Source organism: Arthrobacter sp. UYCu512, from assembly GCF_040547075.1.
GTDB lineage: Bacteria > Actinomycetota > Actinomycetes > Actinomycetales > Micrococcaceae > Arthrobacter.
This window is the reverse complement of record NZ_JBEPPA010000001.1, coordinates 279,578-304,789: the sequence shown is the minus strand read 5'-3', so window position 1 is coordinate 304,789 and position 25,212 is coordinate 279,578. Positions and strand designations below refer to the sequence as shown.

General features: G+C 65.1%; 22 protein-coding genes and 1 pseudogene. 10 read left to right on the top strand and 13 right to left on the bottom strand.

Translation table 11 applies throughout. The features are described from left to right. Positions 1–18: 18 nt before the first annotated feature. From ABIB49_RS01475 to ABIB49_RS01465, 3 genes are read right to left on the bottom strand one after another with little or no spacing between them, the layout of a single operon-like run. On the bottom strand, positions 19–2,145 hold the full coding sequence (locus ABIB49_RS01475) for a hydantoinase/oxoprolinase family protein (protein WP_226773393.1): 2,127 nt from the start codon (positions 2,143–2,145) through the stop codon (positions 19–21). Positions 2,146–2,172: 27 nt separating this feature from the next. Beyond that, a complete protein-coding gene (locus ABIB49_RS01470; protein ID WP_256446489.1) occupies positions 2,173–2,613 on the bottom strand; it encodes an acetone carboxylase subunit gamma in 441 nt (146 codons plus the stop codon). 49 nt (positions 2,614–2,662) lie between these two features. After that, entirely contained in the window at positions 2,663–4,591 is a 1,929-nt protein-coding gene (locus ABIB49_RS01465) for a hydantoinase/oxoprolinase family protein (protein WP_226773395.1), read from the bottom strand. Positions 4,592–4,935: 344 nt separating this feature from the next. Between ABIB49_RS01465 and ABIB49_RS01460 the strand changes: the two are divergent. The 3 genes and pseudogenes from ABIB49_RS01460 to ABIB49_RS01450 all read left to right on the top strand — a co-directional run bounded on the left by ABIB49_RS01460 (position 4,936) and on the right by ABIB49_RS01450 (position 8,086). Next, a pseudogene (locus ABIB49_RS01460) lies at positions 4,936–5,990 on the top strand (zinc-dependent alcohol dehydrogenase family protein). A gap of 43 nt (positions 5,991–6,033) precedes the next feature. Continuing rightward, positions 6,034–7,089: an alpha/beta hydrolase gene (locus ABIB49_RS01455; protein ID WP_282359552.1), complete on the top strand. Its 1,056-nt coding sequence runs from the start codon at positions 6,034–6,036 to the stop codon at positions 7,087–7,089. A gap of 58 nt (positions 7,090–7,147) precedes the next feature. Further along, complete coding sequence (locus ABIB49_RS01450) at positions 7,148–8,086, top strand: alpha/beta fold hydrolase (protein ID WP_282359551.1); 939 nt, start codon at positions 7,148–7,150, stop codon at positions 8,084–8,086. On the opposite strand, the gene ABIB49_RS01445 is transcribed toward ABIB49_RS01450, so the two are convergent. Further along, a complete protein-coding gene (locus ABIB49_RS01445; RefSeq protein ID WP_282359550.1) occupies positions 8,083–8,826 on the bottom strand; it encodes a glycosyltransferase family 2 protein in 744 nt (247 codons plus the stop codon). The two genes, ABIB49_RS01450 and ABIB49_RS01445, sit on opposite strands and share 4 nt — an antisense overlap. 158 nt (positions 8,827–8,984) lie before the next feature. On the opposite strand from ABIB49_RS01445, the gene ABIB49_RS01440 reads away from it, so the two are divergent. Together ABIB49_RS01440 and ABIB49_RS01435 are read left to right on the top strand one after the other, a co-directional pair. Beyond that, a complete protein-coding gene (locus tag ABIB49_RS01440) occupies positions 8,985–9,188 on the top strand; it encodes a cold-shock protein (RefSeq protein ID WP_013599688.1) in 204 nt (67 codons plus the stop codon). Positions 9,189–9,383: 195 nt separating this feature from the next. Beyond that, positions 9,384–11,198, top strand: coding sequence for a sensor domain-containing diguanylate cyclase (locus ABIB49_RS01435; protein WP_282359549.1), 1,815 nt, complete (start codon positions 9,384–9,386; stop codon positions 11,196–11,198). Positions 11,199–11,353: 155 nt separating this feature from the next. Here the strand turns inward: ABIB49_RS01435 and ABIB49_RS01430 are convergent, their stop codons facing one another. Beyond that, positions 11,354–12,487 carry an acyl-CoA dehydrogenase family protein gene (locus ABIB49_RS01430; RefSeq protein ID WP_282359594.1) on the bottom strand — a complete coding sequence of 378 codons (1,134 nt, stop codon included), beginning with the start codon at positions 12,485–12,487 and terminating at the stop codon, positions 11,354–11,356. Between the two features lie 264 nt (positions 12,488–12,751). Between ABIB49_RS01430 and ABIB49_RS01425 the strand changes: the two genes are divergently transcribed. The 3 genes from ABIB49_RS01425 (at position 12,752) to ABIB49_RS01415 (ending at position 15,551) form a co-directional block, all read left to right on the top strand. Then, positions 12,752–14,491: an AMP-binding protein gene (locus tag ABIB49_RS01425; protein WP_354156591.1), complete on the top strand. Its 1,740-nt coding sequence runs from the start codon at positions 12,752–12,754 to the stop codon at positions 14,489–14,491. 36 nt (positions 14,492–14,527) lie between these two features. Beyond that, on the top strand, positions 14,528–15,034 hold the full coding sequence (locus tag ABIB49_RS01420; RefSeq protein ID WP_226773402.1) for a MarR family winged helix-turn-helix transcriptional regulator: 507 nt from the start codon (positions 14,528–14,530) through the stop codon (positions 15,032–15,034). Between the two features lie 88 nt (positions 15,035–15,122). Beyond that, on the top strand, positions 15,123–15,551 hold the full coding sequence (locus ABIB49_RS01415; protein ID WP_282359547.1) for a DUF1761 domain-containing protein: 429 nt from the start codon (positions 15,123–15,125) through the stop codon (positions 15,549–15,551). A gap of 78 nt (positions 15,552–15,629) precedes the next feature. On the opposite strand, the gene ABIB49_RS01410 is transcribed toward ABIB49_RS01415, so the two are convergent. From ABIB49_RS01410 to ABIB49_RS01395, 4 genes are all read right to left on the bottom strand, one after another. Further along, positions 15,630–16,409: an enoyl-CoA hydratase gene (locus ABIB49_RS01410; RefSeq protein WP_282359545.1), complete on the bottom strand. Its 780-nt coding sequence runs from the start codon at positions 16,407–16,409 to the stop codon at positions 15,630–15,632. Positions 16,410–16,471: 62 nt separating this feature from the next. Further along, positions 16,472–17,389, bottom strand: coding sequence for a 3-hydroxyisobutyrate dehydrogenase (gene mmsB, locus ABIB49_RS01405; RefSeq protein ID WP_282359544.1), 918 nt, complete (start codon positions 17,387–17,389; stop codon positions 16,472–16,474). Then, entirely contained in the window at positions 17,382–18,449 is a 1,068-nt protein-coding gene (locus tag ABIB49_RS01400; RefSeq protein ID WP_282359543.1) for an enoyl-CoA hydratase/isomerase family protein, read from the bottom strand. Before ABIB49_RS01400 ends, mmsB begins: the two co-directional genes overlap by 8 nt. Further along, positions 18,449–19,948, bottom strand: coding sequence for a CoA-acylating methylmalonate-semialdehyde dehydrogenase (locus ABIB49_RS01395; RefSeq protein ID WP_226773407.1), 1,500 nt, complete (start codon positions 19,946–19,948; stop codon positions 18,449–18,451). Before ABIB49_RS01395 ends, ABIB49_RS01400 begins: the two co-directional genes overlap by 1 nt. A gap of 164 nt (positions 19,949–20,112) precedes the next feature. Here ABIB49_RS01395 and ABIB49_RS01390 point away from each other — a divergent pair, with 164 nt between their 5' ends. Both ABIB49_RS01390 and ABIB49_RS01385 read left to right on the top strand, forming a co-directional pair. Then, entirely contained in the window at positions 20,113–20,919 is an 807-nt protein-coding gene (locus tag ABIB49_RS01390) for an exodeoxyribonuclease III (protein WP_282359542.1), read from the top strand. A gap of 31 nt (positions 20,920–20,950) precedes the next feature. Next, positions 20,951–21,835, top strand: coding sequence for a DUF8083 family protein (locus ABIB49_RS01385; RefSeq protein WP_226773409.1), 885 nt, complete (start codon positions 20,951–20,953; stop codon positions 21,833–21,835). A gap of 7 nt (positions 21,836–21,842) precedes the next feature. Here ABIB49_RS01385 and ABIB49_RS01380 read toward each other — a convergent pair whose 3' ends face one another. The 4 genes from ABIB49_RS01380 to ABIB49_RS01365 form a co-directional block, all read right to left on the bottom strand. After that, positions 21,843–22,931 (bottom strand): LacI family DNA-binding transcriptional regulator, encoded by a 1,089-nt coding sequence (locus tag ABIB49_RS01380; RefSeq protein ID WP_226773410.1) that lies wholly within the window; start codon positions 22,929–22,931, stop codon positions 21,843–21,845. A gap of 92 nt (positions 22,932–23,023) precedes the next feature. Then, positions 23,024–23,278 carry a hypothetical protein gene (locus ABIB49_RS01375; protein WP_226773411.1) on the bottom strand — a complete coding sequence of 85 codons (255 nt, stop codon included), beginning with the start codon at positions 23,276–23,278 and terminating at the stop codon, positions 23,024–23,026. Positions 23,279–23,288: 10 nt separating this feature from the next. After that, positions 23,289–24,176 carry a carbohydrate ABC transporter permease gene (locus tag ABIB49_RS01370; protein WP_226773412.1) on the bottom strand — a complete coding sequence of 296 codons (888 nt, stop codon included), beginning with the start codon at positions 24,174–24,176 and terminating at the stop codon, positions 23,289–23,291. Further along, entirely contained in the window at positions 24,173–25,210 is a 1,038-nt protein-coding gene (locus tag ABIB49_RS01365) for a carbohydrate ABC transporter permease (RefSeq protein WP_226773413.1), read from the bottom strand. The genes ABIB49_RS01370 and ABIB49_RS01365 overlap by 4 nt, the downstream gene beginning before the upstream one ends. Positions 25,211–25,212 lie beyond the last annotated feature (2 nt).

Below are 25,212 nucleotides of genomic sequence, written 5' to 3'. Positions count from 1 at the left end.
GATCCGTGCGGCACGGGATCAGTCTTTGAGGAACCACACGGCTCCCTGGGATGTCGGTTCCAGGCGCCATCCCGGTTCCACCAGATACGTCGTGTTTTCGGTGGTGACGATGGCCGGGCCGTGGATGACGTGTTGGTGGTGGAGGGCCTCGGCGTCGTACACCGGAGTGTCGACGGCCCCGTCGATCTTCACGAAGTGGACCTGCCTGGTGCCGACCGGGCTGGGCATGGTCCTGTCGTGTCCGGAGTCGATCGAATCGAACTTGACCACGTCCCCGTCCACATAGGACGACACCCGCACGGTCTGGGCCCGGATACCGGCCTCGGGAGCCTGGCTGCCGGCACCGTAGCGTTTGCCATAGATATCCGAGAACGTCCGGATCAGGTGAAGGACGTCGGCGACGCCGTTCACGCGGTTGATGTCGAAAACGACGGCCGTGGTCACCAGCTGGTTCCCGTAGCGCATGTCCATCTCGAGGCTGTAGCGGATGTCGGCGGGGTCGTACCCCTGGCGGATCAGGTCTTCCTTGCCCTTCGCTTCCAGCTCCTGGATGACATTGTTCAGCTCGTCGTAGCTTTGGTAGAGGCTGCGGTCAGTGGGGTTGTAAAGCACAACATGGGAGCCGCGCTCGTGGATGTGGAGTGGCTTCATGTTGCCGGCGCCGCAGGCCGAGAATACCGAGGAAAACGGCGGCGCGAGGATCCTGCGAATGCCGGCGTGGTCGGCAATGCCACAGGCGTGCAGGGGGCCGTTGCCGCCGTAGGCCAGCATGGTGAAGTCTTCCGGAAGGTATCCCCGGACCCGCAGCTCTTTGGCCATTCCGATCGCCATCTGCTCGTCGACAGCATTCTTGATGATCTTGGCAACTTGGATGGTATCCATGTTTAGGTCATCAGCGAGGACCTCGTCGATTGCGTAGGCGGAACGCTTTTTGTTCAGCTTGATGTAGCCGTTGGCGTAGTTGTCCGGGTCCAGGTACCCCAGGACCAGGTCAGCGTCCGTGACTGTGGGGCGGAGGCCGCCGCGGTCGTAGCACGCGGGGCCCGGATCCGAACCTGCCGATTCCGGCCCGATCTGTACCGCGTGGTGGATGCGGTCATAGCTGGCAATCGAACCTCCTCCCGCACCCAGCGTCAGCAGGTGGATCATGGGAACCGATACCAGCCAGCGGCCTATGGTCGGCTGGAAGTCGTAGTGCTTGACGCCGCCTTCCGGGACCAGGCCAATGTCGAAGGACGTGCCGCCCATATCCGTCGAGATTACGTTTCCCAGACCAGTGCTGTTAGCCAGGTGCTGGGCAGCGCCCACTCCGGCGATGGGCCCGGAATGGATGGTCTGCAGGGCATCCGTCGAGTTGGACTGCGCCATGCCGCCCGAGTTGTGTATCACCAGCATGGGCTTGTCGTAACCGGACGTACGCAGGTTGTTGGACAGCTGCCCCAGCGCGTGGAACATGATCTCGTGCAGGAACGCGTCCACGATCGTCGACGTCGCACGGACGTACTCGCCTTTTCGTCCCGAAACCTGGCTTCCCAACAGGACCGGGATGGCTCCGAGCTCGTGGGCAGGGTACTCGTCCAGGATGATCTCCAGGATCTGCTGCTCATGGACCGGGTTCTCGGTCGAGTTGACCAGGGAGACCACGATCGCTTCCGCTCCGGCGTCCACGAGTTCGCGCACCTGGCTGCGGACATCGTCTTCCATCAGCGAAACGACCACCTTGCCGGCCGAGTTGATCCGCTCCTTCACCGACCGGATCAAGGCGCGGGGCACAAGCGGGTCCGGGCGGGTGGCATCGGGCATGTTCTGCTGCTTGGAAGGGTCCAGTCCTTCGCCGTAGCCACGGCCTCGGGAGAGCGGGATGGTGTCCTCGAAGCCGTGGGTGACCAGCGCCCCCACACGTGGGCCTTTACCTTCGATCAGGGCGTTGGTGCCGAGGGTGGTGGCATAGCGGACTGAGTCGACTTCCTTCAGGACGAGGTCCCGGTCCAGTCCGGCGCGTGAGCAGGCGAGGTCGAGTGCTTCATTAAAGCCTTGGGCCAGGTTGTGGTGCGTGGTGAGCGCCTTTGCTTCAACGTACTGGTCTTCCCAGGCAAAAAAGCAGTCGGTAAATGTGCCGCCGATGTCGACGGAGATTCGTTTCATGACCAGTGGTCTCCTTTATTCCAAGTACTAGCTGAACGAATGGGGGGAATGGTTGTGGGTGTTGTAGGAGCCGAGTGGCGGGCTGAAATCGGCGACCGCCTCTTCGCCGGGTCCGTAGTTGATGACGGTCTCAGGCTTGGTGCCCCGCTTGATCCAGGTTTCGCGGAGCGAGTCGATGTCCCACAGCATGTCCACCGTGGGCGGGTGTCCCGGCGGTACGTACTCCGTCTCCAGCTGTGTCCCGCAACCCGGGCAGTAGAACTCAAGAATCCGGCAGAATGTGGGGTCCGGAGCGAAGGTGAATTCGTACTTCTCCGGGTCCAGGATCGACTGGTGGATTTCCGTGGGGTCCCGGTCGTAGACCAGTGTCCCCTCCTTGTAGTTGCCTCTGGCCTCGCCGAGGTCCTGGTTGCAGACCTTGCAGTTCCACCGTTCAGTGTCGAGATCGATGATCAGATATTCCGTCATTGGAATTCGCATAGCGTGTCTCACCTGTTTTCTTGGCTGTAGTTTGGGGTCACTTCTGGAGGGTGTCTGTGAGCATTAGGTCTCCGGAGACCGTCACGTCGAAGACCCAGCCATGCGGCACCCGGGCCGTGAAGTAGGGGCCTTCGACGATTGCGGGGCCAGCCGCCGAAGCCCCGGCCGTTTGGCTGTCCAGGTCGAAGACCTGAACATCGTCGACCTTGTCCACGGCGGAGCGGACCTTTCGGGTGGAGGCGGCGACGGCGGGCGTCTTCGCCACTGATTCGGCCCGCCTGATCGATGCGTGCGGCAGTTCATACCGGGCCGTCAGGGTCAGCAAGGTGTTGTGGTTGCTGGTGCCGGGCTGCGGGTCGGAAGCCAGGTACGGCAGCTCGGAAACCAGCTGGCCGTCGGCGTCTTCGAGCACCACATTCCATTCGAGCCGGCATTCGTCAATTTCGTGGCCCTCCTGGAACATGTCCCGCGCCGCCCGGGCCAGCAGCGTCGCCTTGGTTGCGCCGAAGTTTTCCGCGTCCATTCCCGCGACGTTGGCCTCATAGGTCTGAGCAATGTCGGAAAAACCGATTCCGAAGGCTGAGAAGACGGCGGCCATCTTGGGCACCAGGACACGGCGGACGCCGGCGATCCGCGCGGCACCACACGCGCTCATCGGTCCGGCACCTCCGAACGCAGCAACTGTTGTGGCGTCCGCAGCCTCGACGTCGGCGGCAAAGGACTGCGACATACGTTCGAAGTAGGCGGCCTCCATCCGGATCAGGGCTTCATTCAGGGTGATCCCCAAAGGTTCCGCGATGACTTCGGTGATGACTGCGCGGGAGCGTTCCGCGTCCAGACTGAAGCCTCCATCGAGGTAGGTGTCCGGATCGAGCACGCCGAGCAGTAGGTTTACGTCCGTGATCGTGGCCTGCTTGCCCCCAAAACCAAAACAAGCGGGACCCGGTGCAGCTCCGACGCTCTCGGGGCCGACGGTAATGACGCCGTGGCGAAGGGCAATGACGGAACTGCCCCCCACGCCGCTGGAATGGACGTTGCTCATCTCGAATGACACCGGGACTCCCTGAATGGCGCCCCTGCGGTCCGTCGAGATGGTCGAGTTCTTGACCGAGCCGACGTCAGTGGTGGTACCGCCGACGTCGATCATCAGAACGTGCGCGAGTCCATAGGCCTCCGAGAGGGCCTTGGTCCCTTCCAGCCCGCCGCGCGGACCGGAAGAGTAGGTCTTCAACGCGACAGACTTGGCCACCCGCGACGAAGCTCCGTCATTGCGGTAAATGAGGAGCGGGTTCTTGACCTTATGGTCCCGCAGCCGGTGCTCGGTGCTGTAGAGAAACCGCTCCATGGTGGGGTGCAGGAAGGAGTTGATGATTCCGGACCACACCCGGCGGGCCTGGACGGTGTCGGGCGTGAATTCCCAGGAGAACAACATGGGTACCGAGCCCAGCAGGTGGCGGGGGAACTTTCGGAGCAGAACGCCTTTGACGGCCTTCTCCTTGTTGCGGTCGGCCATGGCGATGACCAGCCGGGCGGCGCCGTCGGTCGTCAGCCGGTTGACGTGCTTCACAATTTCCTGGGCGAGCTCCTCCACGTCCTGGTCGGCATGGATGACTGCCACCCGCGTCCCGACAAGGTCTTCAAACAGCTCAGCGGCCGCCCCGCCCTTGCGGAGCTCACCGGCCAGCGCGGGGCTGTCTGTGAGGATACCAATCCGGGGACCCTTGCGCTCCACGAGGGCATTTGTCCCCTGGGTGGTGGAGTACCGGATGTGACGGGTTGAGTGCAGAAGCCCGGGGAGATCCTCTTCGCCAAAGATTTCCTTGGAAGCTTTGGCCATGCCGTCGAAGAGACACTGGGAGAGGTCAAAGGGCGTGGTGAGAGTCTTCGTGAACGAGAAATTCTCACCGTCCCAGACGCAGATATCGGTCAGCGTCCCACCGTTGTCGATGTTAATGAGCCGTTCCATTGATACTCCTTTGTATGTTGAGGCGCGGTGACACCAGCGGCGAATTCCTCAACTTTCGACTGTGATCCAAGCCACATTGAGGACTGGTCTCAGTGTGGCTCAGCAGCCGGAGTGGCCCGCAACCACCTGACCGGGTGGACTCTTCAAGGACTGGACGACTACCCGGGTGGGTGGCGGAGGGGGCATAAAGCAACGCGGGGTCGCGGTGGGGTCAGGCCTAGTTGTAAAAGCCGCGGCAAGCACAAGGGCTGAACCGCAGATCAGGGAAGTGATCCCCCTGCGCCCCGCGGGCCGGGAGGACTAAACTCGGTCCAAGCCTGCCCACCCCCACGCAAGGAGCCTTCGTGCGCGCCACCATCATCCATGGCCCCGGTGACATCCGGGTCGAAGACCGCGACTACCCCACCATCCAGCTGCCCACCGACGCCGTTGTGAAAGTTACCGCGTCCTGCGTCTGCGGCTCCGATCTGTGGCCCTACCGGGGGTAAAGCCCACCCACAGGCCGTCCGCCATCGGACACGAATTTATCGGCACGGTGGAGAGCGTCGGCGGGGCAATTACCAGCCTTGCCATCGGGGACCTGGTGATTGCACCGTTTGTGGTCAGCTGCGGGGCCTGCCCGCAGTGCCTCAACGGTGTAACAGTGGCCTGTGAGCATCTGGCCGGCTGGGGCGGCACCGACGATAGCGGCTTGAGCGTCGACGGCGGCCAGGGCCAGGCGGTCCGCGTCCCGCTGGCCGGTTCTACCCTGGTCAAGGTTCCCGGAATCAGCGAACCCGACGACGCCCTCCGGAAGAGCCTGCTCACGCTCTCCGATGTGATGGCCACCGGCCACCACGCTGCCCTCGCCGCGAAGGCCGGGCCGGGCCGGACCGTCGTGGTGGTAGGCGACGGCGCTGTCGGGCTCTGCGGGGTGCTGGCCGCCAAGCGGCTTGGGGCCGAACGGATCATCGCGATGTCCCGCCACGCCGACCGGCAAGCGATCGCCCGGGAGTTCGGCGCCACCGACATTGTGGAAGAACGCGGAGACGACGGCGTCGCCAGGGTCCGCGAACTCCTCGGCGGGGTACTGGCCGATTCCGTCCTTGAGTGCGTCGGAACCAAGGAATCCATGGACCAGGCGCTGCGCAGCACCCGCCCGGGCGGCGCGCTGGGCTTTGTCGGTGTCCCCACCGGCGGCAGCGAGATCCCGCTGCGCTACCTGTTCGACACGAATATTTCCATCGGCGGTGGAATGGCCCCGGCCCGGACCTACATCCCGGAGCTGCTGGCGGACGTCCTCGACGGCACGATCAATCCGGGCCGGGTCTTCGACGTGGTGATGCCGCTGGAGGAAGCCCCGGAAGCCTACCGGGCCATGGATGAACGGCGTGCCATCAAGGTCCTGCTGACTCCCTGAGGCCGCACAGCCGTAGCACAGTTGTGCCAGATAGAATGGGGTCATGACAACGCCGGCGTGCCAGCCCGTCCACCGACCCCAACAGTCCGGTGGCACCTTTGCCTTGGCCCGCCGGGCCCGGAACGTGCTGCGGCGGGTTCCGGTGTGGACGTGGCGGGTGCTGATGCACTCGGTGCGGGCCAGCGAGAATTCCCGCTTCAACACCGACCCGATTACCGGCGTCAAATATTTCCACGACATCGATTTTGTCGGCGACGGCATCCGGGCGCACCGCCTGGACGTCATCACCCCCCACCCCGAAGTCACCGCACCGGCCGGGTCCGCTGCGGCGGGATCGCTGCCCGTCTACGTGTATTTCCACGGCGGCGGCTGGACCTCCGGAGATAAGGCCTCACTGACCAAGTACTGCGCGAGCCAGGCCGAGGGCGGCATGGTGGTGGTCAATGTCAACTACCGGATGGCGCCGCGGTTCCATATGGGCCACGTCCTGGCGGACGCCAACGCCGCGCTCGCCTGGGTGCGGCGCAACATCGACGGTTACGGCGGCGATGGATCCCGGATCGTGCTTGGCGGCGACTCAGCCGGCGGCCAGATTGCTGCCCTCCTGACTGCAGCCAGCTTCCGGCCGGAGCTCGCGCGGCATCACGGGCTGACGCCAGCCGTGCCCGCGGCAGATTTCAAGGGCCTGGTCCAGCACTGCAGCGTGGTGGACTTCTCCGTCTTTTTCGACAAGGGCTTCGTGCTGAGCCTGGACTTCATCAGGATGCTGATGCCGGGCCTCCGCTTCGGCAGCAGGTTCCGCGGCTCCAGTTCCGGCCGGCTCGAGGCGCTGCGCAACGGCGCAATCTTTCTCTCACCCATCGAATGGCTGGATTCCCGTTTCCCGCCGGTCTTTGTGACCACATCTGAACGGGATTTCTTCTACGCCGCCAACATGAACTTCATCGCCCGCCTGCACGAACATTCCGTTCCCGTGGACAGCCTTGTCTATGCCTGGGACAGCGCCAATACCGAACACACCTGGCAGCAGAACTACCGCTACCCGGAATCGCAGGAGGTGTACCGCCGGCTCCGCGCCTTCGTGGGCAAGGTGGCCTGAGCGCGGTCAGCCCAGCCGGGTAGCCCCGGCCGGATCCCTACGGGGCTATGTTTAGTCCATGGCGTCCGCTGACAGCACTGCGCACAACGGTCCGGAACCCGAGGGGTTCGGATCGGCGCTGGTTGACGAAGCCGCCCGCCGGGACGCCGCCCTGGGCGACGTGGACTGGGCCGCCGTGCCCGAGGGCGCTGTCCGGGGGACCTTCGACGCCCCCAGCGGCCCCCTCGCCACACTCTCCATGGGTACACCGGGTAACCCTCGAGTGCTGATGATTCCCGGGGCCACGGGCTCCAAGGAAGACTTTGTCCTGATGCTTCCGGAGCTCGCCGCTGCTGGCTATTTCGCCGTGAGCTATGACATCGCCGGCCAGTACGACTCCGCGGCGGCCGGCCCTGAACACCTCATGCCCGAACGCACGCACTACGATTACGACTTGTTCACTCGTGACCTGGTCGCGATGCTGGACGGAGAAGAAGGGGCCGCCCACGTCGTCGGGTATTCCTTCGCCGCGATAGTTGCCCAGTTGGCCTGCATCCGGCGTCCGGAGAAGTTCCGGAGCCTCACGCTGCTGAGCTGCCCGCCCGAACCGGGCCAGGGCTTTCGTGGGGTTAAGCGCATCGGCCGCTTCAGCGGCCGGGCCAGCCCGCGAATCGGTGCCGCGCTGATGGTCTGGGGCATCCGCGCGAATGTGATCCACGTCCCGCCCCAGCGTCTACGGTTTGTGAAGCACCGGTTCCGCTTCACCCGCCGGAGCTCCGTGAATGACATCTTCGCCCTGATGCAGCGTGCGCCGGACCTTCGGGCGGCGCTGGCCGCGGCGACGCTGCCAAAACTTGTCGCCGTCGGCGAGCATGACCTCTGGCCGCTGGCGTTGCACCGCCGCTTCGCCCAGTCGATCGGTGCCCGCATTGTGGTTTACCGGGGCGGCCACAGCCCAAACGAAACCTCGCCGTACCAACTGAGCCGCGATCTGATCGCGCTTTACGAGTCCGCCTAGCGCCGGTGGTCCCGTTCCCACTGCCGACGGCGGCGACGCCGCCGGAACGGTGGCTCGTCCGCGAACTCGACGCCGAAGGTGGTCCAGGTCATCGACAGCTTGCGCCCGACGGAGCGCCAGCTGGCCAGCGGCCGCGCCGAGACCTGCACCCGCAGCGACGGGGCGGCGATCACCGTCACTTCGGGCGGGATCCGGTAGGAAATGTCCAGATCGTCGTGGACGAGCGGGAAGCCCCGGTGGACGGAGCCGCGGACGCGGTCCCAGACATCGGACCACATCGCGAAGTTCGAGCCGAACAACGGCGGATGCCCCAGCAGCCAGCCGACGGCCCAGAAATATCCCGCAATATAGATGCGACGGCCCACCCATCGGGCGAAGCGGCCTTCGCCATAAAAATCTGCGGGGCCGGAAACGGCGGATAGCGGGCCCGCCTCCTGCAGTATCGCCGCTACTCGCTCGAGCCAGTCAGCTGCCGGGATCGAGTCCGTGTCCAGCCGCGCGATCAGCTCGGAGCGGGCTTCATCGAAGCCGCACGCCGTGGAGGCGGCGATTCCCGGCAGTTCGACGGCGATCCGCCGGGCGCCCGCGGCGGCGCAAACCCGTGCGGTGTCGTCAGTGCTGGCATTGTCCACCACTACGATTTCGTCGGCCAGACGGGTCTGGCGGGCGAGTGCGGCCAGGCACACGGCGAGCATGTCAGCATCGTTCCGGGTAGGGATAACCACCGAGATTGTTGTCATAGTGCCCCGACTATAGACCCGCGGCTTGGGGAAATGCCCCCGTTGGCCTCTTGCACCATGGCCCTCAGCCCCGTAGGTTGGGCAACAGCGGACGAATGTCTCCGCAGCCGTTGGCCTCCGGGCCGCCGGAGATCAGCAGCATTTCAGAAGGATATGGCATGGCTACAGGCACAGTTAAATGGTTCAACGCCGAAAAGGGTTTTGGCTTCATCGCCCCGGATGACGGGTCGGCCGACGTTTTCGCCCACTACTCGGCAATCGCCAGCAGCGGCTACCGCTCCCTGGACGAGAACCAGAAGGTCGAGTTCGACGTCACCCAGGGTCCTAAGGGCCCGCAGGCTGAGAACATCCGCCCGCTCTAAATACCCCGGATAGCAGCATCGGCCAGCCGGCCGCCATGCTTTCCCCAAGACCACAAACGCCCCCCTCGAGGATTTCTCGGGAGGGGCGTTTGTCGTCCGGGACGCCGCCGGTGCGCGGCCTGGTGCGGAGCGTGTGGTTCCTCCGATGTCCGTGACAGTTCTTCCCTGCGGGGCCGTGGCGTGGATACTAGGAAAATGACTACTCGCAGTCCTCTCAACCGGGATGCAGCAATCCCGCAGCCACTGCCGGAACTGCCGGAACTGATCCAGGCAGTCCTGAACGGGATTCCCGCAATGATTGGCTACTGGGACAAGGATCTGCGCAACTGCCTCGCCAACGACGCCTACGGTGAGTGGTTCAAGGTCGATCCCCGGCAGATGCAGGGAATCCATATCCGGGATCTGCTCGGTGAGAAGCTCTTCGCCGTGAACCGGCAGTACATCGAGAAAGTGCTCACCGGTGAACCGCAGCTCTTCGACCGGACCCTGGTGGACGCCGCTGGCGCAACCCGATACGCCCAGGCATCCTACGTTCCGGATGTCAGGGATGGCGCTGTCCAGGGCTTTTTTGTGCTGGTCACCGACATCACCGAGCGGGTCCTGGCCGAGCGGCGACAGCAGCGCGACATGGACCGGTACCGGACACTGGCCCGCAGCATTCCCGGGGTCTTTGTACTTCTGTTCGATGCGGACTTGCGCTACCTGGTGGCGGAGGGGCAGGAGCTGGAAGCATTCGGCTACAGCCCTGAAGCCATGGAAGGCCGGCTGCTCCACGACGCCCTTAGCGCACCCCTGGCCCACGAACTGGAGCCGCGGTACCGGGCCGCCCTCGCCGGCAAGGAAGTCACCTGGAAACGGACCATCGGCGAGCGCCATTACCTTCTGACCGCCCGCCCGGTCTTCTCCGACGACGACGCCGCCGGCATGGTGGTCGCCGTGGACGTGACCGCCCGCCGGCAGCAGGAAAAGACCTGGGCGGCGCTGCATGAAATCGCCACCGCGGTGGCCCGCAGCGAGGCCCCGGCGGAGATCGCAGGCCAGGTCGCAGCCATTGTCAGGACACTTTTCGACGTCGATTCGGCCGCCGTGGCGCGCCTGACCGGCCCCACGTCCGCCGAAATCGTATCGATGGCACCCGTACTTCCACCCACGCTGAGCCGAACACATATCTTCACGGCCACCGATTCTTCCGCCACTGTCCGGGTCGCTGTCACCGGCAAGCCAGCCTTGGTCACTTACGGCCCCGACGGCGGCAGCACCTCTGAGCAGATGCTTGCCGGCGGATTCCGGTCCACCGCGGCAGCACCCATTCGGGTCAACGGTTCGCTGTGGGGCGTGCTCGCCCTGACATCGAAGTCCGCCACGGCCCTGACGGAGTCGGTACTGGCCCGGCTCGCGCAATTTGCCGAGCTTGTGGAGATTGCCATCGCCAACGCCGAGGCCCGGGCGAGCCTGGAACGGCAAGCAAGCACCGACATGCTCAGCGGGCTGCCAAACCGCCGGGCCCTGGAAGAAACCCTCGACAGGGAGGTGGAGCTCGCGCAGACCAGCGGGAGCGCACTCAGCGCCGTTGTCCTGGACATCGATCTCTTCAAGCGGGTCAATGACACCTTTGGCCACCTCACCGGCGACACAGTTCTTTCCGAAGTCGCTGAACGACTGCGCCGGGTAGCCCGCCAGGGCGAGACCGTCGCCAGGTTCGGCGGCGAGGAGTTCGTCTGGCTGTTGCCCGGCCGCGACGCAGCCGAGGCGCTGGAGGCCGCCGAACGAGCCCGCGAAGCCATCGCGTCCCAGCCCTTTGACGGCGTCGGGTCCATCACGATCTCCGCTGGAGTCTGCGAACTACAGGAAGCCGGCACACATAGCCTGCTCTCCTGCGCGGACCGTGCGCTGTACGCCGCCAAGCATGGCGGCCGGAACCGCTGCCAGCGATACCACGTCCCTTCAGCGGACGACGCGGGGATGGCCGACCTTGAGGCCGCGGCTGCGCAGGACAGACGAAGCGCCTGAAGCGGCGGCGAACCCCGCGTCACCGCCCTGCGCTGACCGGAGCCCCGCTTAAGACAGGAAGCCGCGCAGGATGGCGTCCGGCAGCTTAATTCCGGGGCGGCCGCTGGAACGAAAAATCGCTCAAGCTAAAACGCTCGATCTGCCACTTCAACGGACTAAACGAAAGCTGACTTCCCGGTCACGGCCCGGGCGACGATCAGCGAGTTGATCTCGTAGCTGCCCTCGTACGTGTACAGGATTTCGGCGTCGCCAAAGAGCTTGCCCATCTCGTAGTCGCTGCTGATCCCGTTGCCGCCCATCAGCGAGCGCCCCATCGCCACCGACGCCCGGGCCAGCCGGGTGGTGGTGGACTTGGCCATCGCGGCCTGCACCATCTCAAGCTTTCCGTCTTCCTGGATCCTGGCCAGTTGCGCCATCAGCGACAGCGAGGCCGAGGCGTTGCCCAGGATCTCGGCCAACTGCTGCTGGATCAGCTGGAAACGGGCCAGTTCCTTGCCGAACTGTTTGCGTTCCAGCGAATAGGAACGCGCGACGTCGAACGCGGCCAGTTGGATGCCGGCGGCCTGCCAGCCCACCCAGGCGCGCGAATCGCGCAGCAGCTCGTTGGCCTTGGAAAAGTCGGTAGCCCCGGGGAGGAGGTTGGATTCCGGGATGCGGACCGCGTCGAGCACGATGTCCGCGTTCTGCATGATCCGCAGTCCGATCTTGTTCGCGATTTTTGTGGCGGTGTAGCCGGGGCGGTCCGTCTCCACGATAAAGCCCTTGATCTGCTGGTCCGCGACATCCCGGGCCCAGACCAGCGCGAAGTCCGCTATGGTGCCGGCGCCGATCCAGCGCTTGGCGCCGCTGATGACCCACTCGCCGTCTTCCAGCCGGGCCGTGGTGGCTAGCCCGCCGGCAATATCCGAGCCGTGCTCGGGCTCCGTCAGGGCGAAGGCGCCGATCTGCGTGAAGGCGGTGAGCCCGGGCAGCCAGCGTGCCTTCTGCGCCTCGGAGCCGAGCTGGTCGATCATGCCGACAATCAGCTCGTTGTGGATCCCGACGAGCGCCGAGAGCGACACATCGGCGCGGGCCACCTCCACATACATCAGGCCCTTGAACAGCTTGGAGGTGCCGTCCGTCTGGAGGCCGCCGAGGCCGTATTTTCCGAGTTCGGCGAGCAGACCGAAGGGGAACTCCTCACGGTTCCAGTAGTCGATCGAGGCCGCCCGGATTCGGGACTGGAGGAAATCGCGGATTTCCTGGTAACGGTTCTGTTCCGCCGGGGAAAGCAAATCCACGATGTACATCAGATCGGCGTCTGGGAAGGGCGGCTGCGCTGCACCGTCCACGGCTGCTCTACCCTCAGTGGCCTGCTGTCCGCTGACACGTCCTTGTGGCTGCACGGGCATGTATCCCTTCGTTGTGATCCATTCGTGAACCTAGCCGGCTCTTCCAAACCCTTGGATGTCCTAGTATATTGCACAGTGACGGCGATCACTAGGGAACGGGTGATCGCCGGGCAACGGCGCCGGGCTGAAACGGCTGCGCCACCAGACGTCGAAAGGTCCACCATGACAGTCACTGAGGAATTCCGCGCGGCACGCGACCGCATGCTCGATCTCCGCAATAACTATGAAGCGGCGCGCAGCGAATTCCAGTGGCCGCGCTTTGAGTATTTCAACTTTGCCCTGGACTGGTTCGACCAGATCGCGGCGGACCCGGCCAAGGCGGGCAAGCCCGCCCTCGTGATCGTCGAACAGGACGGCACGGCCACTCGGCGCAGCTACGCGGACCTGTCCCGTCGCTCGGCCCAGGTGGCCAACTGGCTGCAAAGCCAGGGTGTACGGCGCGGTGACCGGATGATCATTATGCTCGGCAACCAGATTGAACTCTGGGAACTGATGCTCGCCGGGATCAAGCTGGGCATCGTTATGATCCCCACAACCACCTTGATGGGACCGGCGGACCTCAAGGACCGGGTGGAGCGCGGCGGCGCTAACTGGGCCGCCGTCGGAAGCGCCAATATCAAGAAGTTCGACGAGGTTCCGGGCGGCTACAGACTCATCGAAATCGGCGCCGGCGACGAAACGGACTCGGCCGCCCTGCAGTACACCGAGTCCGCCGGTGCAGCGGAAGAGTTCACTGCGGACGTGCCGACCCTGGCCGACGAAACTATGCTGCTCTACTTCACCTCGGGCACCACGTCCAAGGCCAAACTCGTGGAGCACACACACACGTCCTACCCGGTGGGCCACTTATCCACCATGTTCTGGATTGGAATGGAACCCGGCGATGTGCACCTGAACGTGGCCTCCCCCGGTTGGGCCAAGCACGCTTGGTCCAACGTATTCACGCCCTGGATCGCCGAAGCCTGCGTGTTCATCTACAACTACGATCGCTTCGACGCCAAGGCGCTGATGGAGCAGATGGACCGCGAATCGGTGACAAGCTTTTGCGCCCCGCCGACGGTCTGGCGGATGCTCATCCAGGCAGACCTGACCCTGCTCAAGAACCCGCCCAGCAAGGTGGTCTCCGCCGGTGAACCCCTCAACGCGGAGGTCATTGACCAGGTCCACCGCGCTTGGGGACAGACCATCCGCGACGGCTTCGGCCAGACCGAATCCACCGTGCAGATCGCGAACACGCCTGGCCAGCCAATCAAGATCGGAGCCATGGGCAAACCGCTTCCCGGCTACGACGTCGTCCTTGTGGACCCCGCGACGGGGGCCGAGGGCGACGACGGTGAGCTCTGCCTCCGTCTGGACCCCCGCCCTGTAGGACTGATGAAGGCATACTACGGCGACCCTGAAAAGACCGCGGAGGCCTTCCGTGGCGGCTATTACCACACCGGCGACATGGCAAGCCGGGACGAGCGAGGCATCATCACCTATGTGGGCCGAGGCGACGACGTTTTCAAATCCTCGGACTACCGGCTGTCCCCCTTCGAGCTCGAAAGTGTGCTGATCGAGCACCCGGCAGTGGCGGAAGCCGCCGTCGTACCCTCCCCCGACCCGCTCAAGCTCTCGGTGCCCAAAGCGTTTGTGGTCCTGGCCGCCGGGCACGAGCCTGGCCCCGAACTGGCCGAGGACATCCTGCGTTACTGCCGCGACCACCTTGCCCCGTTCAAACGAATCCGCCGGCTGGAATTCGCCGAACTGCCCAAAACCATCTCGGGCAAGATCCGGCGCGTCGAGCTGCGGCGCAGCGAGGAACTTCGCCATGGCGGCGGAACGGTTCCGGCCGGACTGGGCACTGAGTACTCAGAAGCCGACTTCCCCGGGTTGAAAAGCAACGCCAAGAAGCTAGGCTGAGCCCGATGGGATTCAGCACCGAAAGCAGGGAGCATCGTGGCAACGCCGCTGCCGCGTGACCCGATCGCCGACGCCCGGCTGAACTGGGAGCGGCACGGCTGGTCCGACGTCGCCGCACCGATGGCTGCCATCACCGCCATCATGCGGACCCAGCAGATCCTGCTGGCCAGGATCGAAGGGGTCCTCAAGCCGTTCGGGCTGACGTTCGCCCGGTACGAACTGCTCGCCTTGCTGAGCTTCGCCCGCGGCGGTGCGTTGCCGATGAATAAGGCGAGCGCGCTGCTGCAGGTCCATCCCACCTCGGTGACGAACGCCGTCGACCGGTTACAGGGCGCCGGGCTGGTTTTCCGCTCCCCGCACCCCACGGACGGGCGCACCACCCTGATTGAACTCACCACGGAGGGGCGGACGCTGGCCCAGCGGGCCACGGCGGAGCTCAACTCCGAGGTGTTCGCCCAGCCAGGCTTTCCGGCGCAGGACGTCGACCAACTGATCCGGATCCTGGGTACCTTCCGCCGCGACGCCGGCGACTTCAGCGGCTGACCCCGGTGGACGCCGGAGCAGGCGAAGCACACGGCCGGTGGCTAAATAGGATTCGTGAAGTACCCATCCTGGACTTGAGGGGAGACCGATGATTCCGGAAATTAACATCTGGGCGGTGCTGCTGGCCGCCCTGTCAAGCATGGTGGTCGGCTCCGTCTGGTACACGCCAAAGGTGTTCGGCAACTACTGGATGCGGGTCGCCAAAGTCAATCCAAGCGGGGACGCCAAAGACGCCGTCAAGCCGATCCTAATCACCCTGGTGGTCAGCTTCGTCAGCGCCTGGGTGCTGGCCGGGTCCGCCGCGATCTCGCAGCACTTTTACGGCGGGAATTTCCTGCTCAACACCCTGGTCACCAGCCTGATACTTTGGGCCGGCTTCACGGCCGCGCGGTTCATCACCCACGATGCCTTCGAGCGCCGTCCGGCCGGACTCACCGTGCTGAACTGCGTCCACGAACTCGTGACCCTGATGGTGATGGCCCTGATCATCGGCCTGTTCGGGATCAGCGCTACCTGAGCCTCGGAGCGGGCTTATGCCGCGGATCGGGCCAGGCGAACGGTGCCAGAGCGCAGGAACTGTGGCGCGGCGTCACGCTTAGCGGTGCGTGAAGACGGGCTGGCGCTTCTCGGTGAACGCCGCCATGCCTTCCTTCTGGTCCTCGGTGGCGAACAGCGAGTGGAACACGCGGCGTTCAAAGAGCACGCCCTGGGCCAGCCCGGTTTCGAAGGCGGCGTTGACTGCTTCCTTGGCCACCATCGCCACCGGCTTGGACTTGGAGGCAATCACTTCGGCGGCCTTGAGGGCCTCCTCGACAACGTCCGCGGCCGGCACCACGCGGGACACCAGCCCTGCGCGTTCGGCTTCGTCGGCGTCCATAAACCGGCCGGTCAGGATCATGTCCATCGCCTTGGACTTGCCCACCGCGCGGGTCAGGCGCTGTGAGCCGCCCATGCCGGGCAGCACACCGAGGTTGATTTCCGGCTGGCCGAACCTGGCGTTGTCCCCGGCGATGATGAAATCGCACATCATCGCCAGCTCGCAGCCGCCGCCGAGGGCGAATCCGGACACAGCCGCGACCACGGGGATGCGCAGCCGGGTGAACTCTTCCCAGCCCCGGAACCAGTCGGCCGCGTACATGTCCATGTAGCCTTTGGACTGCATTTCCTTGATGTCGGCCCCGGCCGCGAAGGCCTTGGCCGAGCCGGTCAATACCACCGCACCCACGTCCGGGTCGGTATCCATCGCGGTCACGGCGGCCACGAGTTCGTCCATGGTGGCCTTGTTGAGGGCGTTCAGGGCCTGGGGCCGGTTGAGCGTCACGAGCCCCACCCGGCCGCGCCGCTCCACCAAAATGTTTGTGTACTGCTCCGTCATGAAAGTCCCCTCAGTTGCTGTTCGGAAGTGGTCGGTGTTCGACGTGTCGGCGTCCGGAACTGCTAGTCCGCGGATTTGTCCCGGATATCGGTGATGATGCCGGAGAAGTCCCGGCCCGCCCCGCCTTCCGCGGCAAAGGTAGCGTAGATTTCGGCAGCGAGCGGCCCCAGCCGGGCGGCAACACCGGCGCTCTCCAGAGCGTTGAGCGCCAGCTGGAGGTCCTTCGCCATCAGGGCGCCGGCAAAACCGGGCTGGTAGTCCCGGTTGGCCGGGCTCGCCGGCACCGGTCCGGGGACCGGGCAGTTGGTGGTCAGCGCCCAGCACTGCCCGGAGGCCGCCGACGCGACGTCAAATAGAGCCTGGTGGGTCAGACCCAGCTTCTCACCGAGCACAAAGGCCTCACTGACAGCGATCATGGAGACGCCGAGGATCATGTTGTTGCAGATCTTGGCGGCCTGCCCGGCGCCGTGCTCCCCGCAGTGGACGACGCGCCGGCCCATGACTTCGAGCATCGGCGTCACCGCCGCAAAGTCCGCCGGCAGCGCACCCACCATAAAGGTGAGCGTGCCTGCCTCGGCACCCACAACGCCGCCGGAAACCGGGGCGTCAACGGCCCGGTGGCCGGCCGCAACGGCAAGTTCCGCGGCTTCGCGCGCCTCGTCCACGTTGATCGTGGAGCAATCCAAGAAGAGCGTGCCGGGCGGTGCCACGGCCAGCAGGCCCGGTTGGCCGCCGGCGCCTCGGTAGGCGTCGAGCAGATGCTTGCCGCTGGGCAGCATGGTCAGCACGACGCCGGCGCCGGCGACGGCCTCGGCGGCGGTGCCCGCGGTGGCGATGCCGTGCGCCCGGGCAGCTTCCAGTGCGGCCGGCACCACATCGAACCCGGTCACTGTGTAGCCGGCTTTGACCAGGTTGACGGCCATCGGTCCGCCCATGTGGCCAAGGCCCAGGAAGGCAACAGAGGGCAAGGCTTCAGACATTGTCGCGCTCCTTTGCAAGCTTCAGTTCACGGTCACCCAGCGGCGCGAAATAGGATTCGACGTCGGCGCGGCTGACCTCCGCGAGGCTGGGCGGCTGCCAATGCGGGGTGCGGTCCTTGTCCACGACCTGGGCTCGGATGCCTTCGCGGAAGTCGGATCCGGCGAGGAACCGCAGCCCCACCCGGTATTCCTGCTCCAGGGCTTCCTCCAGGTTTAGTCCGCGGACCCGGCGCAGGGATTCCAGCGCCACTTTCACCGCCGTGGGCGACTTGGCCTCGATGGTCTCGGCGACATCTGCTGCTTCCCCGCCCACTGTGCGCAGCCGGCGAAGGATCTCCGCGGCGTCGTCGCTGGCGTAGCACGCATCGATCCATTCCTGCTGTGCCGCGAGAACGGAGGCTGGCGCCTGCTCTGAAAAGCGCGCGACGGCGGTGTCCGGCGCTTCATTTTCCAGCGCCCGGGTAAGTTCCACGAGGTTCGCCGATGGAACGAAGTGGTCCGCGAGCCCCAGGAACAGGGCGTCGGCGCCGCTTAGGTGCGCGCCGGTGAGTGCCGCGTGGGTGCCTGTCTCCCCCGGTGAGCGCGAGAGCAGCAGGGTCCCGCCGACGTCGGGCACAAAACCGATGGTGGTCTCCGGCATGCCCATCCGGGTACGTTCGGTGACGATCCGGATTGAGCCGTGCGCGGAGATCCCCACTCCGCCGCCAAGGACCAGCCCGTCCATCAACGCGACGTACGGCTTGGGGTAGTCCGAGATAAGGGAGTTCAGTGCATATTCCCCGGCCCAAAAACCGGCGGTCGCGTCGCCGCCGTCGAGCATGTCACGGTAGATGGCCACAATGTCGCCGCCCGCGCACAACCCACGGTCACCGGCGCCGCGGACCAGCACGGCCGCGACGGCGTCGTCGCTGGTCCAGAGCGTGAGCTGGTCCAGCATGGCGGCCGCCATCCCTGCGGTGAGCGCATTGACAGCCCGGGGCCGGTTCAGGGTGACGACGCCGAGCCGGCCGCGGCGCTCAAACAGGACTTCGGCGGTCCCGTCGGCCGCCTGGTCCGGCATCAGCTGCCTTCCGGCATCACGAAGCTGGCACCGGTGCGGATGCCGGAGGGCCAGCGGGTGGTGACCGTTTTGGTCTTGGTGTAGAAACGGAACGCGTCGGCGCCGTGCTGATTGAGGTCGCCGAAGCCGGAGGCTTTCCAGCCGCCGAAGGTGTAGTAGGCGATCGGCACCGGGATGGGGACATTGATGCCGACCATGCCCACCTGGACCCGGCTGGCGAAGTCGCGGGCGGAGTCACCGTCGCGGGTGAAGATGGCGACGCCGTTGCCAAACTCGTGCTCGCTGCACAGGCGCAGGGCCTCGTCGTAGTCCTCGGCGCGGAGCACGCTGAGGACCGGGCCGAAGATCTCTTCCTTGTAGATCGCCATATCCTTTGTCACGTCGTCGAACAGGGTGGGGCCGACCCAGAAGCCGCCCTCATAGCCCTCGACTGTAAGGCCGCGTCCGTCGGCCAGCAGGGTTGCGCCCTCGTCGACGCCGGCCTGGATATACCCTTCGATCCGTTCCTTGGCGGAAGCCGCCACGACCGGGCCGAAGTCGGAGTCCTTGGCGAGGCTGTGGCCGACCTTGAGCTCCGCGATGCGCTCCTGCAGCTTCGCGACGAGTGCATCGGCGGTGGCCTTGCCGACCGGGACGGCAACGGAAATGGCCATGCAGCGTTCGCCGGCGGAGCCAAAGCCTGCACCCATCAGCGCATCCGCGGCCATGTCCAGGTCCGCGTCCGGCATGATGACCATGTGGTTCTTGGCGCCGCCGAAACACTGGGCGCGTTTGCCGTTAGCGGCGGCAGTGGCGTAGATGTACTGGGCAATCGGCGTGGAGCCCACAAAGCCGATGGCCTGGACCCGGGGGTCTTCCAGCAGCGCATCCACGGCTTCCTTATCGCCGTTGACGACGTTAAACACCCCGTCCGGCAGGCCTGCCTCGGTGAACAGCTCTGCGAGGCGCAGCGGCACCGAGGGGTCCCGTTCGGAGGGCTTCAGCACAAATGAGTTGCCCGCAGCGAGGGCCGGCCCCGACTTCCAGAGCGGGATCATGGCCGGGAAGTTAAACGGGGTGATCCCGGCGACGACGCCGAGCGGTTGGCGCATCGAGTGGACATCGATGCCGGTCCCGGCGCTATCCGAGAACTCGCCCTTAAGCAGGTGCGGGGCTCCCGCGGCGAATTCCACAACCTCGATGCCGCGCTGGACGTCCCCTTTGGCGTCAAGGAAAGTCTTACCGTGTTCCGAGGAGAGCAAGGTCGCGAGTTCGTCCATGTTCTGGTTGACAAGATCGACAAATTTGAGCAAAATCCGGCCGCGTCGCTGCGGGTTCATGGCGGCCCATTCAAGCTGGCCCTTTTCCGCGTTGGAGACCACGTTGCGGACCTCCTCGGCGCTGGCCAGCGGCACCCGGGCCTGGACCTCGCCGGTGCAGGGATCGTAGACATCGCTGAAGCGCCCCGAGGTGCCTTCAACATGCTGTCCGTCAATGTAGTGGGATAGCTCGCGAACCATAAGGGAATGCTCCTTTGCACCGTGTGATTGCCGCAGTAACGGAACAGGCCGGATGTGACCTGCACCATCTTCTGCTCCCGAATATACTCGGACTTCCTACTAAATTCCAGAGGGGCCCCGGCCGGCGGCTTCGTCCGGCAGCCAAGTTCGGTAGGTTAGGAACTGTGAAGATAGCTACCTGGAATGTGAACTCGCTCCGCGCCCGCGCCGACCGCGTCGAAGCCTGGCTTCAACGCTCCGACTGTGATGTCCTGGCTATCCAGGAAACCAAGTGCAAGGACGACAACTTCCCGTGGGAGCTCTTCGAGAACATGGGCTACGAGGTGGCGCATTTCGGCCTGAGCCAGTGGAACGGGGTGGCGATCGCCTCCCGGGTGGGGCTCGACGACGTCGAACGGACCTTCCTTGACCAGCCCGTCTTCGGCAAAAACGGCAAGGACGCCGTGCAGGAGGCCCGCGCCATCGGTGCGAGCTGCGGCGGAGTCCGGGTCTGGAGCCTGTACGTCCCCAACGGCCGGGCCCTCGACGATGAACACATGCCGTACAAACTCAACTGGCTGGACACCCTGCGGTCCCACGCCGAGGGCTGGCTGCAACAGGACCCCGCAGCGCAGATCGCCCTGATGGGCGACTGGAACATTGCTCCGCGGGACGAGGACGTCTGGGACATCGACTACTTTCGCACCGCGGGCCTCACCCACGTCAGCGAACCGGAACGGGACGCCTTCCGCGCTTTTGAGAATGCCGGCTTCCAGGACGTGGTGCGCCCGCACACCCCCGGCCCGGGCGTCTACACGTACTGGGATTACACCCAGCTGCGTTTCCCCAAAAAGGAGGGCATGCGGATCGATTTCGTCCTTGCTTCCCCCGCACTGGCCGCCCGCACCACGGGCGCCTCAATCGACCGCGAGGAACGCAAGGGCAAAGGCGCATCGGACCACGCCCCCGTGATCGTGGAGCTGAGCGACTGATGTGCCGGGCCCAGGTAAACGGCGTGATCCAATGACGGGGAACCTCTACCGCGGGCAGGCCGGGCTGCCGTTCTCCTCGTCGCTGCGGATCTACGAACCCTTGGAGGCGTTCCCCGCGGACCAGCAGGAGGAGCTGCGCGCAACCCAAGCCCGCGCTGATTCCCGGGCTGAGGTCGAAAACGCCGAGCTACTCGCTTCTCTTGGCCGCATTACCCGCCAGGGCGGGGACCCGTTCCCCACCGGGGCAACCGATCTGGTGCGGGCCCTCGCGGTGCCGGGAAGCGCCGGGGGCGCAGCGGCATCCGACGCCGGGCAACCAAAGCGGATGCTGTACTGCCCCAGTCAGCTGGTTCTCCGGGCCGGGCTGGCAGCCAACGCCCTGATGGAGGGCATTCACGGTCCGCTGGCCCGGCTGCTGATCCCGGCGGAGCAGCGCGAACGGCACCAGGAACGCATCGATGAAGCACGCTCACATGCCGGGCTGGGACGGCTCCACACCAGGGCGTCGACGTGGGGCATCCCGTTCAGCTGGTTCTGCCTCTTCACCGAATCAGACCCTGCCGACGTGGTGGAATACGATGGCCGCATTGTCACCGTACGCATCCGCGCGACGATCGGCGAGGCGCTGGAGCGCGTCCGCTACGCAGTGGCGCATCTGGCTCTGGCCGCCCCGGATCTGGACATGCTGGAGGACCTCACCCAGCTCACCGAATGGCTGGAGCTCTTCCACCCGGGCTCGGTGGTGGAACTGGATTACGGGGCCGTGGCGGACAAGGTCTACCCGGATGACTCACCGATGGATGTAAGGCTGGGCATTGAGTGCCTCGCCGAAGGGGACATGACCGGCGCTGCCGCCGCCTACCGTCGGCTGGCATCACGGTGGATCCCCATCCGGCAGCTGGCCCGCGCGTCCTGACCGGCTGTCAGGCCCCCGCCGCGGCCGCACGGGCAACCAGCCCGGCGCTGCGGGGCGGCGCCGTCGTGCTTCGGATAATGAGCTGGTGTGGGGCCACCGCCGACTGCACTGAACCGGTGATGCCGTCGAGTTCGTCCAACAGCATTTTCGTGCCCAGCTCCGCCTGCTCGTCCGGACGCTGCCTGACCGTCGTGAGACCCATGGCCTCCGAGAAGTCGTGGTCATCGATCCCGATCACGGAGACCTCCTCAGGGATCCGCACACCGGCGCGGCGCGCCTCGAAAATGACCCCCATGGCCATCTCATCGGAAGCGCAGAAGATCGCCGTGGGCCTCGGGCCGGGCCGGGCCCAGAGCCGGCGGAAGGCTTCCTGGCCACTGCTGAGGGTAAAGTCGCCCCATTCGTCCCATTCGTCCCGGACCCTCAGCCCGGCCTCCGCCATAACATCCTGGAAGGCCGTGATCCGGACCCGGGGGACGTCGAAGTTGAGGTCGGTCTCATCGTCTCCGTGCAGCAGGGCGATATCCCTGTGGCCGAGGCTGATCAGGTGCCGCACCGCCGTCGCTGCGGCGGCGTAGTCGTCGATCCCGATATACGGGCATTCTTCGACGTGGCCGCCGACGACGACCAGCGGGATATCGATTTTCTGAAGGTGTTCGATTTCCTCGTGTGTCAGCGCCATACACAGGACCAGCAGCGCATCGATCTGTTTATAGACCATGGTTTTGCTGAAGAGCCGCTCGCGGTTGCTGCCGTGGCCACCGAGATTAAAGAGCGACAGGTTGTACTGCCGGGTGTGGAGTTCACGGTCTGCGCCCTCGATGGCTTTGGAGAAGAACCAGCGGCTGACGAAGGGTGCCAACACGCCGATGGTCTTTGTGCGCCCGGTAGCAAGCCCCGACGCTGACAAGGACGCCACATAGCCGAGGTCTTCGGCGATGCCCAGAATCTTTTCCCGGGTGGCCGGGGAGACCCGGGGCAGGCCACGGACAGCACGGGACACGGTGGCGGTTGACACTCCGGCGGCGGCGGCGACGTCCTCGATGCTGACGCCCGAATGGCCGCCGCGCTGAGCCCTGTCTGTTGTCTTCGCCACCGTGTCCCCTCATTGATTTTCTGTTGACGCCACTGGCTGGACGCAGGCGGTCCTGATTAGCCCCGGCGACCCTGGATCCGCGGCTTCGAGCCCTAGCTTGGCCTGGTTGCCGTCCGGCGGGGCAGCCGACGGCGCAGCCGGATCATGGCGTAGATCGCCAGCAAGATGCCCAGCAAACCGAGCGCCCAGCCGAGCGCCGGCTGGGCGGTCACCTCCATCCAGACGGTGACCACCAGCAGCACGAACGCCCAGAAGCCCAGGAAGCCGATGATGATGTCGAAATCCTCGCCGGAACGAACCTTGCGTCGTGTCGCCGGCACATGGCCGTCGGTCCGCCCGGCAGTCATCGTGCACCCATCATTTGACGGCGCCAGCCGTCAGCCCGGCCACGATCTTGCGCTGGAACACCAGGACCAGGATGACCAGGGGGATGGTCACAATGGTGCCTGCTGCCATGATCGCGGTGTACGGCACCTGGTTCGGCTGCGCCCCGGCGAAGCTGGCAATGGCCACCGTGACCGGCTGCGTAGCGTCGCTCGAGAGCTGGCTGGCGATAAGGAATTCATTCCACGAGGAGATGAACGCCAGAATCGCTGTTGTGAAAATCGCCGGCGCCGCGAGCGGCATGATCACCTTCCGGAACGCCTGACCTTGGGTACACCCGTCGACCCGGGCCGCTTCCTCAAGCTCCCAGGGCATTTCCCGGAAGAACGAGGTCATGGTGTAGACCGTCAGCGGCAGGACGAAGGAGATATTCGGAATGATCAGGGCCTGGTAGGACCCCATCCAGCCGATATTGGTGAACAGCTGGAACAGGGGCGTGATGAGGGCGACGCCTGGGAACATGGACGCACCCAGGATGAAGCCCAGCACCAGGTACTTGAACCGGAAGTTCAACCGGGCCAGCGCGTAGGCGGCGAAAACGCCGATCAGCAGCGACACCGCTGTGACAACCCCGCCGATGAACAAGCTGTTGAGCAGTGCCTGGCCGAAATGGTTCCCGAATGACGTGTCGAACGCCGTTTGGAAGTTGTCCAGCGTCACGTGCGTCGGCAGCAGGGAGGTGTCGTAGGTGTAGCCGACGTCGCGGAACGCCGTGACGACCATCCAGTAGGCCGGCGCCAGGCACCAGATGAGGATAACGGCCGCACTGATATATGTGCGCCCCTGGGTCCACTTCTCGCGGTTTTGCGCGGTCTTCCGGCCCCGGTCCTGCTCTGCGCGGAGTTCGGTCGCGGCTGTCATTTCTTCCCCTTAGCTGCGCCGGTTTGCTGCTCCACCACATTCGCTCCGAGGAAGCGTACAAAGATGAAAGCCACAAGAAAGATGATGATAAATGTGATGGTGGACAGGGCCGCCGCAGCGTTGAAGCCTTGCCTGATCTGGTTGATCACCAGGATGGAGAGTGTGGTGGTGTTGTTCGCTCCGCCGGTGAGGATGTACGGGAGGTCGAACATCCGCAGCGCGTCCAGGGTTCGGAACAGGATGGCCACCATCAGCGCCGGCTTCACCAGCGGCAGTGTGATCATCCGGAACCGTTGCCAGGCGCTGGCACCGTCGACCTTCGCGGCCTCGTAAACGTCGGCGGGGATCATCTGCAGGCCCGCGAGAATCAACAGCGCCATAAAGGGAGTCGTCTTCCAGACGTCCGCGATAATAACAGCCCATCTGGCCGGCCATTCGCTCCCGGTCCACAGGATCGTGGTGTTGAAGAGTTTGTTGCCGATGCCTTCGAAGGCGAAGATGAACAGCCACAGCTTTGCCGTAACGGCGGTGGGAATGGCCCACGGTACCAGGACTGCCGCACGCACCAGGCTGCGGCCTTTGAAGGCCCGGGCCATGATGATGGCCATCCAGAAGCCGAGCACCGTTTCCAGTGCCACAGTCACGACGGTGAAGAAAAAGGTTGTGCTGGTTGCGGACCAGAACTGCGCACCAAGCGTTCCCGGCGGGCAGGCCACGGTTCCGCCGCCGCCGGCAGCGCACTGCTGGAAAAGCCAGTTCACATAGTTGGAGAAGCCTGCCGGCCCGCCGGCGGTGAAAAGACCCGTAGCGGGGTCCAGTCCGGCATCTTTCTGGAATGACATGACCATGGCACTGATGATCGGGTACACGATCACGATTCCCAATGCCACAACAGTCGGCGCGAGGAGCCAGGATGCCCAGCGCCCCTGCGTCGCGATCCGGTTGTCCTCGCCTACACCCTTGGCCGCGGGCGGGACCGGGGCCCCGCCCGACGCCGGTGTCTTGACCGGCGTCGGGCCTGCTTCGGTTGTCATGA